Origin of the sequence: Microbispora siamensis (genome assembly GCF_016863095.1) — a bacterium.
In the GTDB taxonomy this organism is placed as follows: Bacteria; Actinomycetota; Actinomycetes; order Streptosporangiales; family Streptosporangiaceae; genus Microbispora; species Microbispora siamensis.
Map to the genome: position 1 here is coordinate 1 of NZ_BOOF01000064.1, position 15436 is coordinate 15436.

Below are 15436 nucleotides of genomic sequence, written 5' to 3' on the forward strand. Positions count from 1 at the left end.
CCTGACGCGGGTCCGGCTCTGGCGTTCCTGACATGTGAGCCCTGTCAGCGAGCGTGACCAGGACCGAATGGAGCCGGAGCGGCGGGCTCGGCGCAAGGCCGAGCCCGCCGCAGTCATGTAAAGAGCCCAGATCCTCCTGCTGTCCGAGCGAGGGAGTTCGCCTCGGCGATCACGACGCGGACGGTTGCCGCACCCCCGCGGCCGTGTCGCCAGGCGTTACTCAACTTGCGGTGGGCGCAGTTCGCCTTTCTCATCCGGGTCACCGGCAAGCTGCTTGAATTCCCCGCCGAAGAACGGGAACGCCCTAGTGTGGTGATCACTTACTCATCTGGCCGTTCATGACGGCCGCCGGACGGAGAATGAGATGGCAGAACCCCCCATGCCTCCCATTGAGGGCCGGCTTCGACACTGGGCGGAGGAGTTCGCCGCCCGACGCGATCTTCCCGTCGCCGATCTACGGATCGATCCGCCTCTTCACCGGGAGGAGGCGGAAGGGCTTGTGCTCGCTCTGCGATCCGGTCTTGTCATGGTCGAGCGGGCCGGGGTGTTCCGCCTCGCGGGGGCGCACGCGGCGAAAGGGCCGTACAACCTTTTTTCCACCGGCCCGAGGCCGATGCTCAACCGGGAGTATCTGATCCAGATAGCCACGTTCGCCGAGTTGGTGGTGCATCACCGATGGCCCGCCCGGCAGGTGGTCTTCGAGTACGACGCGTTCGACCTCGGCGTTCTCGATGAAGGAGACCGCCCCGCCATCCTGGTGGAGACCAAGAGGGATGAGGCTGGGCTAGACGTCATGCTCAGCCGAGTGACGGCTGCGAGGGAGGATGAGGTGCTCCAGCCGCGCACGGCGGACCAGCGCAAGGCATCGGCACTGGTACGGCTGCGGCCTCGGCGTTTTCTAGCGGTGGCTCCTGGTGTGCGGCGCTGTTTCGGCTCGGTCGTTGAGGACGGCCGGGTACGGCTCATCCCGAGGTCCGAAATTCCTCACGGCACCCGCGGGGATCGGGACTGTCCCGTTTGCGGTGGCGAGGACGTGACGGGAAGCAGGCTCCCGGACGGACGTATCGCCTTGTTATGCGGGGGCTGCCACTACCGCTGGTCACGAACGCCGAGACACCCGTGTCCGCGCTGTGGCTCTGGGGATGTGGAGGAGAACGGCTACCGGGGCTGGGCGTTCGAGGACGAGGAGGAGGCACGGGACAATCCCGACGCCGACTGGCACTACGTGGACTGGCGGGTCTTCCGTTGCAGCCGGTGCCACAACGAGTGGCGGGAGGGCTCTCGTGCCGGGTGAACGCGGCCGCGCGGACTGCAGCGGCTTGACCAGGTGGCTGCGCGGGCGGCGGGAGGACATCGTGATCGTCACATGGGACGAGCTCAATGGTCTCGTCCGGGGTCTTCCGCGCTCGGCGGTCGATCATCATCCGCAGTGGTGGTACGGAGACCGGCCCAACACCCGGGCGTGGCGGGCGGCGGGATACGAGCTTGATCGGGTGGAGATCGGGCGATACGTGAGGTTCCGCCGAGTGGCTGCCCCGGCGATCGCGGTCTCTGCAACGCCGCAACCGGCCACCGTGCCGTGTGGGGTGGACGAGCTGACGGACATCGACCCGCGGAGGGTGCTCGTCGTCATTCCCTGCTCGGCCGGCAAGTCGCGGGGCGGGGAGCCGTCTTCCGGGGCTACGTCGTGTTCCTGGCCTGAGGCTTTGCTCGCGGCCCGCGCCCGCCTCCGGCTGACGGCGCAGGTCGACGAGGTGCTGCTCCTGCCCGCCTGGCGGAGATATGAGGGCTTCTTCTACCGCGCCGCGGGGTCGTCACTCCAGCAGGCCGTCTTGTCTGGTGTCCACGTCCTCATCCTCAGCGGCGGATACGGGGTGGTCAGAGCTAAGGAGGCCATCGGGTATTACGAGAAGGTCCTGAACCGGAGGGACTGGCCGCCGGGGTTGCTGGAGTCCCTCCTGGTGGAGGAGGCGTCACGCCTGGACGTGGATGCCGTGGTCGCGTTCACGCCTGCCCGGGGCCATTACGCCGCTGTCGTACGGTGCGCTCCATGGCGCGAACGCGGTGTTTCACCCGTGTTCCACGTGACGATGGTCGGCCATAGCGGCGGCGCGATGATGAAGGTGCCCCATGGGTTGGGTCAGGCCTTCGCCGCATTCTGGGACAGGGACCGGCGCAGCTTTCCCCCTGGCGCGGTGCTGGAGCGGCTCTCATGACCGACGTACAGCGGCGGGCGGACACCGACCGCTTCTACGGGCTTCTGGAAACACTCGCAGCACGCACAAGACTTCCCCGGCTGAGGGAATGCTCAGCGGCGGATTCGTGGCCGGCCCACGGCGTGTACTTCTTCTTCGAAGACGGCGAGACCCGCACGGAGGGGAACCGCCCGCGAGTCGTGCGGGTCGGGACGCACGCGCTGACGGAGCGGTCCCGGACCCAGCTGTGGACTCGGTTACGCCAGCACCGCGGGAACGTCGGTGGCACCAACCCCGGAGGCGGTAATCACCGAGGGTCGATCTTCCGTCTCCACGTAGGTACGGCTCTGCTCAACAGCGGCGAGTGGCCGGCCGTAGTCAGAGCCGGGTGGCGGCTCCCACGGGCAGGCGCCGAGGTCCGCCTGGCCCAGCACGAGCTCGAACGCGCGGTGAGTGACCACATCGGCGCGATGCGCCTCCTATGCCTGCCCGCTCCCGAGCGCGAGCAGCGCCGGGCGATCGAGTCGAATGCCATCGCACTGTTGTCCCTTATCCGGGGAGGCGTCGACCCGCCGTCCCCGCGCTGGCTCGGCCGTCATGCCGAGAGTCTGGCGGTGCGTACCTCCGGCCTCTGGAACGTCCAGCATGTCGACGGCCGCTACGATCGCGCCTTCCTCGATCTGCTCGGCGACCTGGTCGAGGGATAGAGACCGGCGCTGCCGGGCGGGTCAGGAAGCAAGTTAGGCGTGGGATGGTCAGACCGAGATAGGTGACGGCACCCTACTAGTTGGTATCGCCAAAAGGCGTAGCCCGGGCAGCTCTGGGCCGACAGAGCCATAACGAAATGCCCCCAGTTGCCCGCCTCGCCCGCCCTTTCATCAGTAAGACCCGACAGAGTCTTAGACATCAAGGCTCGCTTCTGGCGGTTCTGCCGCTTGATACCGAACTTCATGGGAAAGTCTTTGACTGTCGCATGCTCGGTGACTACGCCGGGCGCGTAGGACACGGGTATCCGTCGCCTCTCAGCCGAAGTGACCGAGGCGTATCCGTGATTCACGGCAGGCTGTCGGCTCAGGGAGGGCTGTGACTGCGAGAGGGGGCACCTTGCGGGTTGAAGATCTGTCGGAGGCTGAACGTCGGGTGTGGGACGCGTTTCCGCTGGGAGAGGAGGTGGACTTCACGGTCGGTGAGCCAGAGAATGTCGATCCCGCGGGGGGCGCCACCTGGGGGCCGGAACGGACCGTCCGTGCCAGGGTGATCGCCACACTTCTGATGCGGGAAGAGACGCCTCGATCGCACCGTATCCCGGCTATACGAATCAAGGGCGCTCGGATCACCGAACGTGTGAACCTTGCCTACGCCACCCTCCGCCACTCAGCGCGATTCTTATCATGTTACTTCGAACGCGACCCGAGCCTGTACTGGACGCGTTGTTCTCAACTGGGTTTCAATGGCTCCCACCTGCCAGGGCTCTCGGGTTCCAATGCTCAGATCGATGGGCATCTGCGGCTCGAAGGCTGCGTGTTCACTGGCCTCGTGGAACTGCGGGGGACCCAACTTGCGGGAAGCCTCACTCTCAGTTACGCACGGGCTTCGGTGACCGGTTTGGCGATCGACTGTGACCGGCTCCAGGCGGGCCGCGGCATCTCAGCGATCGGGTTCAGCTCAACAGGACACGTGAGATTCTCCAACGTCAAAGCGAGCGGCACCGTGGTCATGAGCGATGCTCGTTTGAGCGCAAAGGGCAAGGCGCTGACCTTGGACGGGCTGGTGGCCGACGGGAGTGTCTTGTGCAAGCGCATGGTGGTCAGCGGTATGGTCAGCGTTCGCAATGCTCGTATTGCGGGTCTGTTCAGCTTCGGCGGAACAAGGATCGATAACCCCGGAGAAATGGCCTTCCGCGGCTCCCGTATCACCGCAGAGGGCGGGCTGTATTTGGGCGGAGGGTTCTCCGCAGCCGGCACGGTACGTCTAGCCGACTCGCGCATCGACCGGGAACTCAACCTGGAGGATGCGCGCCTGACACAGGTGGACGGTGACGCGCTCCAGGCGGAGGACCTGCAGGTCGAGGGCACACTGGATGCACATAACCTCGATGCAAGGGGCAGGGTCGACCTCACTCAAGCGCGTATCGCGGGATCGCTGCACCTGAACGGGGCCCACATCGATGGCACAAGACCGTCCACCACAGGTCTGGACTCGTCGCGGCTTGTCGCGCTCGACGGCGACGGGATGACCATCGGCGGCGGTCTGTCATGTTCCGATGGCTTTCGAGCGGAAGGCGCCGTTCGGCTCGCAGACGCGCATATCGGCACTTTCGCCGACTTCACCGGCGCGCAGCTAAGCAACCCCTCCGGCCAAGCACTCGACGCGGCGGGGGCGAATATCGGCCGCGGCCTGCAATGCGGCCACGGCTTCACGAGCGAAGGGGAGCTCACCCTGATAGGTGCAAGCATCGGTCGACATCTCGATTTCGACGACGCCACGCTATGCGCCCCCGACGGCAAGGCGCTTGCTGCCTGGCAGTTGGAGGTCCGAGAGCTCTACCTTCGCCCTCGCCGGACGCCCGAAGGCGTGATCGACCTGCGGCACGCACGTATCGGCGTACTTCGTGACGACCCTCAAACCTGGGGACCGCATCGGCAGGACGGCCTCGTCTACGATGCCGTAGATCCTGTGCTCCCCCCTGCCCGGCGTCTGGATTGGCTGAAATTGGACGAGGACGGGTATGCGCCGCAACCGTATGAGCAACTCGCCGCGACACACCGGAGATTAGGAGAGGATGCGAGAGCCCGCACCATCCTGCTAGCCAAAGAGCGGCAGCGGCGTGCGACGCTGCCGCTATACGCTCGTGCTTGGGGCTTGTTGCAGGACGTCACGGTCGGGTACGGCTATCGCCCGGTCCGTGCCGCCTTGTGGTTCCTGGCATTACTCGCCCTCGGAACAGTCGTATTCGCCATGGATGCACCACCGCGCGCCGAGGCCGGCAAAGGACCCGCATTCAACGCCGTCGTCTACGCCCTGGACTTGCTGTTTCCCCTGATCGACTTCGGACAGGAGAAGTCGTTCCAACCGATCGGCGACGGTCAGTGGGTCGCCTACGGGCTCGTCCTGGCGGGCTGGGTGCTCGTCACGACCATTGCCACCGGCATTACCAGAGCCATTTCCCGGCAATAACTGAATCCTGCGATCTCCGAGCCCAAAGGATGCCCGCCTGTGGGAGCCGCTGGCGGGCAAATATGAGTGGCCCTGCATGGGGCGGGAGAAGTATCAGAGCCGCCCGCTCTCGCCGCTGCTGCGGATATAGGTTCTGATCGATGGCGACCGGGCGCGCTCGCTGGGAGGTATCGGCGGCAGCGCTGCGTCCGGCACCTGCGGCGGCATCATCCGGTCGCTGCTTCGGGGGCCTGACGACGGCGATGCGCTACGAGGCACTCATTTCGGTGACAATCGAAGCCTTCTCCTGACCCGCGATGGAGACGACCAGGGTTGGGCCGGCGGACCTCTGGCGCGAGGGGCGACCAAGCCCTTCGATCTCGCTCGATCCCCTGGTCTTACGGGCATCCTCGCTGGTGAGCGAGTTATCTGTTAACAACCTTGACAGTGAGAGCGTGGGTCCCGACCATGGGACCACGGATCCGTACTGTCCAGTGGCTCGCTGGTGAACCGACCCACCGGTGAGGTCGCCGGCGCGCCATCACCCCCCGCGATCGGCGCCTTGGCTCCGATCACTCCTGGTTCAGGAGACCTTCATGCGAAAGCGCACACCCCGCCTGCTGACGCTGGCAGCATCGCTGCTGCTGGCGGCCGCGGGCGCCGTCCTCACGCAGACATCGGCCAACGCGGCCAATCTGCTCGTGAACTCCGACTTCGAGACCGGCAGCCTTTCCCCATGGTCCTGCACCGGCGGCCTGGGATCGGTGGTCGGCTCCCCGGTCCACACCGGCGGCAAAGCGCTGGCCGGCGCGGCCAGCGGCTCGGACAACGCACAGTGCACCCAGACCGTGTCCGTGAAGCCGAACACCGCCTACACGCTGAGCGCATGGGTCCGCGGAAGCTACGTGTACTTCGGCGTGAACGGCGGATCGTCCACCTGGACCTCGTCGCCGTCCGCCTACACACAACTGCGCGTGTCCTTCACCACCGGTGCCGGCCAGACGAGCGCGGTGGTCTACCTGCACGGCTGGTACGGCCAGGGCACCTACTACGCCGACGACATCAGCTTCGACGGTCCCGGCGGACCGTCGCCGTCGCCGTCGCCGTCGCCGTCCGCGTCACCCTCTCCGTCGTCTTCTCCCTCTCCCTCTCCGTCTCCGTCGTCTTCGCCCTCGCCCTCGCCGTCGGCGTCGCCGTCGCCCGGTGACACGACGTGCCCGGTGAAGGGGCGGCCGGCCGGCAAGGTCGTCCAGGGATACTGGGAGAACTGGGACGGCTCGTCCAACGGCGTGCACCCGCCGTTCGGCTGGACGCCGATCAACGACGCCCGCATCCGCCAGCACGGCTACAACGTGATCAACGCGGCGTTCCCGGTCATCCGCTCGGACGGCACGGTCCTGTGGGAAGACGGCATGGACAGCACGGTCAAGGTCTCCACGCCGGCCGAGATGTGCCAGGCCAAGGCCGACGGCGCGACGATCCTGATGTCCATCGGCGGAGCGACCGCCGGCATCGACCTCAGCTCCAGCACCGTCGCCGACCGCTTCGTCGAGACCATCGTGCCGATCCTGAAGAAGTACAACTTCGACGGCATCGACATCGACATCGAGACCGGCCTCAGCGGCAGCGGGAACATCAACCAGCTGTCCGCCTCCCAGTCCAACCTCATCCGCATCATCGACGGCGTGCTCTCCCAGATGCCGTCCAACTTCGGCCTGACCATGGCCCCCGAGACGGCGTACGTCACCGGAGGCAGCGTCACCTACGGCTCGATCTGGGGCGCCTACCTGCCGATCATCAAGAAGTACGTGGACAACGGCCGCCTGTGGTGGCTGAACATGCAGTACTACAACGGAAGCATGTACGGCTGCTCGGGTGACTCCTACTCCGCCGGGACGGTCCAGGGATTCGTCGCCCAGACCACCTGCCTGGACAAGGGCCTGGTCATCCAGGGCACCACGATCAGGGTCCCGTACGACAAGCAGGTCCCCGGCCTGCCCGCCCAGCCCGGCGCCGGAGGCGGCTACATGGCGCCGTCCCTGGTGAGCCAGAGCTGGAACAGCTTCAACGGCCAGCTCAAGGGTCTGATGACCTGGTCCATCAACTGGGACGGGTCGAAGGGCTGGACCTTCGGCGACAACGCCAGGTCGCTCCAGGGCCGTTAGACCGGACCTGGATCAGGCTGACGCCGCCGAACGAGCGCGAAGGCCGCTCCCTGCTGTCGGGAGCGGCCTTCGCCCCATTGGGACGCCGCCGATGTCCCGCCCGGTACACGCCCGCGCCTGCTCCTTCCGGTGCGCGCGGCGTCTTCCCTGGTGGAGCGGTTAATTGTTAAGAACCTTGACAAATAGGCTCGCCGGTCCCGACCATGGGATGCGCGGATCCGTGTGCTCGTCCAGCAGTTCGCTGCTGTAGCAAATCCACCGACGGTCTCGCCGGTGCACCATCACCCCCCACGATCGGCGTCAAGGCGCCGATCACTCCTGGTGCAGGAGATTTCATGCGACCACGCACGTTGCTGCGCGCCGCCGTGGCTCTGATCGCCACCGCCACCGCGACGCTCGGCCTCACCGCGACCCAGACCGCCACCGCGCAGGCGGCGACCACACGGGCGACCGCCGCACAGGCGGCGGCAGCCCTGCCCGCGCACGTGTTCGCGCCGTACTTCGAGGCGTGGACCGGCGAGGACCCCGCGACGCTCTCCCAGCAGTCCGGGGCGAAGTATCTGTCCATGGCGTTCCTCCAGGCCGCGACGAAGGGCTCGTGCACGGCCTACTGGAACGGCGACACCGGCATGCCGATCGCCTCCTCGACGTTCGGCGCGTCGATCACGAAGATCCGGAACGCCGGCGGTGACGTCATCCCGTCCTTCGGCGGTTACACGGCGACCAACACCGGCACCGAGATCGCCGACAGCTGCACCAACGTCAACTCGATCGCGGCCGTCTTCCAGAGCGTGATCAACACGTACGGGGTTACCCGGATCGACCTCGACATCGAGGACAACTCGCTGAACAACAGCGCCGGGATCGACCGCCGCAACAAGGCGATCAAGCTGACCGAGGACTGGGCCGCCGCCAACGGCAAGACCGTCCAGTTCTCGTACACGCTGCCGACGACCACCCACGGCCTCGCCGACAGCGGCCTGGCCGTGCTGCGGAACGCCAAGACCAACAACGCCAGGATCGACGTCGTCAACATCATGACGTTCGACTACTACGACGGCGCCAGTCACAACATGGCGACCGACACCCAGACCGCGGCGACCGGGCTCCACGACCAGCTCGCCGCCCTCTACCCGGACAAGACGTCCGACCAGGTCTGGAACATGATCGGCGTCACCGAGATGATCGGCATCGACGACTACGGCCCGGCCGAGACGTTCCGCACCGCGGACGCCGCGCCCGTGCTGAACTGGGCCACCGGCAAGGGCCTCGCGATGATCTCGTTCTGGGCGCTCCAGCGCGACAACGGCGGCTGCCCCGGCACCGGCGGTTCGGACAGCTGCTCGGGCATCGAACAGAGCACCTGGTTCTTCAGCCAGACGTTCGCCCCGTTCTCCGGGGGCGGCCAGCAGCCCCCGGACAACGACTTCTCGATCTCCGTGTCGCCCTCGTCCGGCTCTGTCGACCCCGGCGGGACGGCGACGGCCACCGTGAGCACCGCGGTGACCAACGGCGACGCGCAGACCGTCAATCTCACCACCGCCGGGGCGCCCTCCGGGGTGACCGCGACGCTCAACCCCGCCTCCGTCACGGCCGGCGCTAGCTCGACGCTGACCCTGGCGACCACCTCGGCCGTCCAGCCGGGCACGTACCCGATCACCGTCACCGGCACCTCACCGTCCGGAAGCCACACCACGACCTTCAACCTGAAGATCAACGGGTCGTCCGGCGGCGGTACGGTCGTCAACCCCGGCTTCGAGTCCGGCGGCCTCAGCCCGTGGGTCTGCCAGCCGGGCAGCACGGTCGTCGGCACTCCGGCGCACTCCGGGTCGCACGCCCTGCAGGTCACCCCGACGCAGAGCCAGAACGGCCAGTGCACCCAGTCGCTGACGCTCGAGCCCAACCACCGGTACACGCTGAAGGCCTGGGTGCAGGGCAACTTCGCCTTCCTCGGCGTGTCCGGCGGCGCGACCGGCTCCACCTGGGCCTCGTCGGGCGGCTGGAAGGAACTGTCCCTGTCCTTCACCACCGGCTCGTCCGGCGCCGTGACCGTCTACGTCAACGGCTGGTACGGCCAGGGCAACGTCTACGCCGACGACTTCTCCATCGCCTGATCGGCAGGCGTCGATCTCGCGGCGGCCGCCGTACTCCGTTCGAACCGTACTCCTTTCGAAACAGAGTGCGGCGGCCGGGCGGTGACCTCGATCACCTCCGCCCGGCCTCCCGATCGTGAGCGTTGCGAGGCGCGATCCGGTGGAACTCCGTCTGCGCCACGCTCGACCGCACAGCCGCACGCCCGGGGGTACGCAGATCGCCACTCGGCAGGGGTGTAATAAAGTGGCCGCCACGTCCAGCGGGGCGAGGAGCGAGGCCATGCAACATGTGCTGACGCCGAAGGGGCGGGCGACCCGGGCGCGGATCGTCGAGGGTGCCGCCGAGGTCCTCCGGGAGAAGGGGGTCGCCGACGTCACCCTGGACGACATCCGATCGCGAACCGGCACGAGCAAGAGCCAGCTCTTCCACTACTTCCCGGAAGGCAAGGACGCCTTGCTGCTCGCGGTCGCGCAGTACGAGGCGGACCAGGCACTGAACGAGCAGCTGCCGCAGCTGCGCCGGCTCGATTCCTGGGACGCCTGGTACCGCTGGCGGGACACCCTCGTGGAGCGCTACGAGTCGCAGGGCGACCAGTGCCCGCTGTATTCGCTGTTCCTGCAGGTGGGACGCACCACGCCAGGCGCACGGGCGATCGTCGCCGAGTTCATGAGACGCTGGCAGCAGAGTCTGGCCGGCGGAGTCAGGGCGTTGCAGCGAAATGGCCTGCTCCCCATGTCCGTCGACGCCGACGAGAGCGCCGCCGCGCTGCTCACCGCCATCCAGGGAGGCGTGGCGATCATGCTGTCCACCGGGGAGTCCACCCATCTGCGCGCCGCGCTCGACTGGTGGATCACGCGGTTGCGGGCGGCGATCCCCGTGGCCGACTGACCCTCGCGTACGGCCGGGTCATCCGTTCAGGGCAGGAGCAGCAGTTTCCCCACGGTGCGGCGGGATTCGAGGTCCGCGTGCGCCCGCGCCGCGTCCGCGAGAGCGTAGCGCCCGCCGACGATCGGCCTGATCAGCCCCTTCCTGACGAAGTCGAACACCTCCGCCGTACGCGTGAGAAGCGCCTCCCGGGTCGGCACGTGATCGCGGACGAGCGGATGGGACAACAGGATGCTGTTGGGCAGTTCCGTCGGGGTGAGCGAGGGGACGCCCATGAGGGGGCCGTAGTAGGCGTGCACACCGTGTCGGCGCAGGGCCGACTGCGACGACCGGAACGTCGGCGTTCCCCCGCCGTCGTACACCACGTGCGCGCCCTCGCCGCCGGTCAGTTCCCGCACTCGATCCTCGAAGCCGCCGCCGCTGGAGACGATGACGTGGTCGGCTCCGGCCTCCTTCGCGACCGGCGTCTTCTCCTCCTGCGAGACCAGGCCGATGACGACGCCGCCCCTCGCCTTGACCATCTGGGTCACCATGAGCCCCACTCCTCCGGCGGCGGCGTGCACCACCGCCGTGTCGCCCGGCTTGATCGGGTAGGTCTCGGTGGTGAGGTGGTTGGCGGTGAGTCCCTGCATCATCACCGACGCCGCCGTCTCGTCGTCCACGTCTTCGGGAACACGCACCAGCGACTCCGCCGGGATGGCGATCTGCTGCGCGTAGCTGCCCCGGTGGTAATACCAGGCAACCCTGTCACCGATGGTGAAATCCCGTACGCCGTCGCCGAGGGCGGTGACGTACCCCATGCCCTCGATTCCCAGGATCGCGGGAAGGGTCCAGCCGGGAGCCGGCCCCGTCCGTACGCCGACATCCATGTAGTTCACCCCGGCCACGCCGAGCCGGACGAGCACCTCTCCCTGCCGAGGCGTGGGATCGGGCAATTCGGTCCAGTGCATGACCTCGGCACCGCCGTACTCGCTGATACGAATCGCATGCATGGGAAACTCCAGTCTCTCGTCGCCATGCGTGACACCGTCCGGCCTCGGGGGGCCGGGCGGTCACAAGCTAACGAGCGAAAAATGGACCAGCAAGTCCAAAAAGTGGCGGCGGCTACTCCGGCGTCCGGCACCGCGGGTGGAGGCCCGTCAGCGTCATCCAGCCGAGGTGACGTGCATGGCGACCGGCCGCAGGACCAGGCCGTCGCTCCACGTCACCGACTCGGGCGAGGTGGTCAGGCGGAGGGCGGGCCGCCGGGTGACCAGGGCTCTGATCGCCTCGGTGAGCTCGACCCTGGCGAGACTGGCGGCCAGGCAGCGGTGCGGACCGTAACCGAACGCGACATGCGGGTTGGGGGGATGGCCGGTGAAACGGTGGATGTCGAACCGGCCGGGCTCGGGGAACGCCTGCGGGTCGTGGTTGGCCGCGTTCAGGTTCGGCATGACGACCGTCCCCGCCCTCAGCGAGCCACTGGGCAGGTCGGTGTCCTCCGTGATACGGCGCATGAAGGCGCTGGCCGGCGGCCCGTCGTAGCGAAGGATCTCCTCGACCGCGGTAGCCGTCAGGGCCGGGTCCGCGACCAACTCGTCCCACTGGCTCCGGTGGAGGAGCAACCGGAATACGCCACGGGCGATCATCGAGGCTGTCGTCTCGTAACCGGCGGTGATCAAAGAGAAGACTGTGTTGACGAGTTCGCCCTCCGACAGCCGGTCGCCGGAATCCCTGGCCTGGATGAGCAGGTCGATGAGGTCCTCGCCGGGGGAGAGGCGATGCTGGGCGACCAGCTCGGCGGCATAGGCCATGAAGTCGGCATGGCCCTCGTAACGCGCCTGCTCGGTGGCCGTGGAGGTGGTGAGGAACATATCCGTCCACCGGACGAACTGCTCGTAGTGGTCCATCGGCACGCCGAGCATCTCGCAGATGACATGGGCCGGTAGCCGCAGCGCGTATCCCTGGACCAGGTCGAAGCGGTCGCCCAGGCCGTCGAGGAGTTCCTGGGCGATCCTCGCGATGCGGGGACGCCACGGTTCGATCTGGCGCGGGGTGAAGGTGCCCTGCATGATCCGGCGGTAGCGCGTGTGCTCCGGCGGATCCTGATTGACCAGCGCGTCCGGGTCGTCGTCGATGCCGACGCCGCTCACGAACCGCGGCAACCCGGGAAGGCGTAGATTGCGGCTGGACGTGGGCGAGGCCAGCAGGGCGCGGACGTCCTCGTACCGGACGGCCATCGGGACGCGGTCGCCGCTGGGCATGGTCGCCGGCTCCAGCGGTCCCGACTCGCGCCTGCGGGCGAACTCCGGTGGTGGCGTGGCAAGTGGCCCCGGCACTACATCCGGCCCGATATGCGGCCCGATGTTGGGCGCAGTCCCGTTCGAATCCGGCTCGCTGGTCACTGCAACCCCTTCCGCTTCGGGGCGCCCGGGGGACGGCCTACGCGGAACGTACGAAATGGCGCACCCTCCGTCAACAGGCGAATCAGGTCGACTCGCGGCACCCGACCAATCCGCAGCACGACACCCAGGTGCGGCTGTGCGGGTGCCACTCCGGCGGCATGAACGAGGGGATCGCTCCTCAGAGGAAGTAGAGGCGGTTCAGCGAGACGGAGTCGGACGGTCCGGACTCGACGGGCTCGCCGTCGAGCGAGACGCGGCCGTGCCGATCGACGTCCACGTGGCCGAGGCGGGTGTTGCGGACCATGGAGGCGGGACCGATGCCGCGGGTGCCGCGCACGCCGACCCGGCGCCTGCGGGTGGGCAGGCGGTCGCCGGACGCGGCGGCCTGCGCCACGAAGGCGACCGACAGGTCGGCGGCGGTAGCGCCGTGCGCGCCGAACTGCGGACCGAGCACGAGCGGCTCGCAGGTGTCGGTGGAGGCGTTCGGGTCGCCGGTCACGCCGTAGGCGGGGAAGCCCGCCTTCAGCACGAGTTGCGGCTTGGCGCCGAAATAGGCCGGTTGCCACAGGACGATGTCGGCGAGCTTGCCCACCTCCAGCGTGCCGACCTCGTGCGACAGGCCGTGCGCGATGGCGGGGTTGACGGTGAGCTTGGCCAGGTAGCGCAGGACGCGCTCGTTGTCGTGCCGTCCGGGGGCGCCCCGCTCTGCCTTCATCTTCCCGGCCATGGCGAAGGTGCGCCTGACGGTCTCGCCGGCCCGGCCCATGCCCTGCGCGTCGGACGAGGTGATGCCGATGACGCCCAGGTCGTGCAGGACGTCCTCGGCGCCCATGGTCCCCGCCCTGATCCGGTCGCGGGCCAGCGCGGCGTCGCCGGGAAGTTCGGGCTTGAGACCGTGCACCGAGACGATCATCCCGTGGTGCTCGGCGATGGCGTCCCGGCCGAACGGCAGCGTCGGGTTGGTGGACGAGCCGATCACGTTGGGCACCCCGGCCAGCTTGAGCACGTTCGGCACGTGCCCGCCGCCGCAGCCTTCGATGTGGAACGCGTGGATCGTCCTTCCCGAGAGCACGGCCAGGGTGTCCTCCACCGACAGGCACTCGTTGAGCCCGTCGGTGTGCAGGGCCACCTGCACGTCGTACTCCTCGGCGACGGTCAGGGCGGTGTCCAGGGCGCGGGTGTGGGCTCCCATGTCCTCGTGCACCTTGAAGCCCGAGGCGCCGCCCTCGACCAGCGCCTCGACCAGGGGCGCGGGGTGGGAGGAGGAGCCGCGGGCCAGGAAGCCGATGTTGACCGGCCAGGCGTCGAAGGCGTTGAACGCGTGCCGCAGCGCCCACGGCGAGTTCACCCCGACCCCCCACACTGGGCCGAACTCCTGCCCGATGATCGTCGTCACGCCGGAGGCCAGCGACGCCTCCATGATCCGGGGCGACAGCAGGTGCACGTGCGTGTCGATCGCCCCGGCGGTCGCGATGAGGCCCTCGCCGGGCACGATCGTGGTCCCGGTGCCCACCACCACGTCGACGCCGTCCAGCGTGTCGGGGTTGCCGGCGCGGCCGATCGCGTGGATCCGCCCCTCGCGGACGCCGATCGAGGCGCTGCGCACCCCGAGGACCGGGTCCAGGATCAGCACGTTGCTGATCACCAGGTCGCAGGTCTCCCGTACGGAGGCGGCCTTCAGGTGCAGCCCGTCCCTCGCGGTCTTGCCGAACCCGGCCAGGAACTCCTCGCCCCGCTTCTGCGAGTCGTGCTCGACCTCCACCACCAGGCCCGAGTCGCCGAGCCGCAGCCGGTCGCCCTCGCGGTAGCCGTACGTACTCATCACGCCCCCAGATATCCGCACGCGCGGGCCCGCTCCATCGCCGCCTCGAACGCGCCCGGCGCGTCCAGCGGCCCGTCCACCAGTCCGGCGAAGCCGACGGCCACCCGCGCGCCGCCGATCGCGACGAGCGGCACCGTACGGGCGACGCCGGGCTCGAACCGGACCGTCGAGCCCGCGGGCACGGCCAGGCGGCGGCCGTAGGCGAGGGCGCGGTCGAAGCGCAGCCGCGGGTTGACCTCGAAGAAGTGGAAGTGCGAGGTCACGCTGATCGGCACGGACGCGGTGTTGACCACCTCGATCCTGACGGTCTCGGACGCCTCCTCCGGATGGTCGGCCGCGAAGAGCGCGCCCGGGGCGTCGGGGCCCAGCGAGCCGCCGCCGAACGGGTCGGTGACCACCGCCAGCCGGGAGCCGTCGTCGAACACCGCCTCGACCTGGATCTCGGTCACGACGTCCGGCACGCCGGGCAGCACGTCGTCCGGGCCCAACACGCCGCGGCCCGCCTCGATCGCCTCGGCGAGCCGGGCGCCTCCGCGGGCCGCCTCGCAGACGGTGTCCGCGATCAGCGCCGTCGCCTCGGGCACGTTGAGCCGCAGGCCCCTGGCCCGCCGGGAACGGGCCAGCTCGGCCGCCGTGAACAGCAGCAACCGATCCCGCTCAGTGGGCGTAAGTCTCACTCTTCCTCCGGATCGCGTCAGGGAGCGGCGACAAGGTTTGAACCGTACTCAAAGTTTG

At 68.3% G+C, this 15436-nt stretch carries 11 protein-coding genes and 1 pseudogene; 8 read left to right on the plus strand and 4 right to left on the minus strand.

Annotated elements, in window-relative coordinates; all coding sequences use genetic code 11:
- Positions 1–364: 364 nt before the first annotated feature.
- The 8 genes and pseudogenes from Msi02_RS38715 (at position 365) to Msi02_RS38745 (ending at position 10498) form a co-directional block, all read left to right on the plus strand.
- Positions 365–1294: a hypothetical protein gene (locus tag Msi02_RS38715; RefSeq protein ID WP_204052728.1), complete on the plus strand. Its 930-nt coding sequence runs from the start codon at positions 365–367 to the stop codon at positions 1292–1294.
- A pseudogene (locus Msi02_RS44855) lies at positions 1284–1517 on the plus strand (DUF7662 domain-containing protein); the annotation flags it as partial. The gene Msi02_RS38715 and the pseudogene Msi02_RS44855, both read left to right, overlap by 11 nt.
- A 9-nt stretch (positions 1518–1526) precedes the next feature.
- Positions 1527–2216, plus strand: coding sequence for a hypothetical protein (locus Msi02_RS38720; protein WP_204052729.1), 690 nt, complete (start codon positions 1527–1529; stop codon positions 2214–2216).
- On the plus strand, positions 2213–2902 hold the full coding sequence (locus Msi02_RS38725) for a GIY-YIG domain-containing protein (RefSeq protein WP_204052730.1): 690 nt from the start codon (positions 2213–2215) through the stop codon (positions 2900–2902). The genes Msi02_RS38720 and Msi02_RS38725 overlap by 4 nt, the downstream gene beginning before the upstream one ends.
- 397 nt (positions 2903–3299) lie before the next feature.
- Positions 3300–5372, plus strand: coding sequence for a hypothetical protein (locus tag Msi02_RS38730; RefSeq protein ID WP_204052731.1), 2073 nt, complete (start codon positions 3300–3302; stop codon positions 5370–5372).
- A gap of 575 nt (positions 5373–5947) precedes the next feature.
- Entirely contained in the window at positions 5948–7516 is a 1569-nt protein-coding gene (locus Msi02_RS38735; RefSeq protein ID WP_204052732.1) for a glycosyl hydrolase family 18 protein, read from the plus strand.
- A 335-nt stretch (positions 7517–7851) separates the two neighbouring features.
- Positions 7852–9630 (plus strand): carbohydrate binding domain-containing protein, encoded by a 1779-nt coding sequence (locus tag Msi02_RS38740; RefSeq protein WP_204052733.1) that lies wholly within the window; start codon positions 7852–7854, stop codon positions 9628–9630.
- A 259-nt stretch (positions 9631–9889) separates the two neighbouring features.
- Entirely contained in the window at positions 9890–10498 is a 609-nt protein-coding gene (locus tag Msi02_RS38745) for a TetR/AcrR family transcriptional regulator (protein WP_204052734.1), read from the plus strand.
- Positions 10499–10524: 26 nt separating this feature from the next.
- Here Msi02_RS38745 and Msi02_RS38750 read toward each other — a convergent pair whose 3' ends face one another.
- From Msi02_RS38750 to ureA, 4 genes are all read right to left on the minus strand, one after another.
- Positions 10525–11487 carry a quinone oxidoreductase family protein gene (locus Msi02_RS38750; RefSeq protein WP_204052735.1) on the minus strand — a complete coding sequence of 321 codons (963 nt, stop codon included), beginning with the start codon at positions 11485–11487 and terminating at the stop codon, positions 10525–10527.
- A 153-nt stretch (positions 11488–11640) separates the two neighbouring features.
- Positions 11641–12813: a cytochrome P450 gene (locus tag Msi02_RS38755; protein ID WP_239109166.1), complete on the minus strand. Its 1173-nt coding sequence runs from the start codon at positions 12811–12813 to the stop codon at positions 11641–11643.
- A gap of 244 nt (positions 12814–13057) precedes the next feature.
- Positions 13058–14701, minus strand: a complete 1644-nt coding sequence (locus Msi02_RS38760) for an urease subunit alpha (protein ID WP_204052736.1) — start codon at positions 14699–14701, stop codon at positions 13058–13060.
- Complete coding sequence (gene ureA / locus Msi02_RS38765; protein WP_204052737.1) at positions 14701–15378, minus strand: urease subunit gamma; 678 nt, start codon at positions 15376–15378, stop codon at positions 14701–14703. Before ureA ends, Msi02_RS38760 begins: the two co-directional genes overlap by 1 nt.
- Positions 15379–15436: the final 58 nt, after the last annotated feature.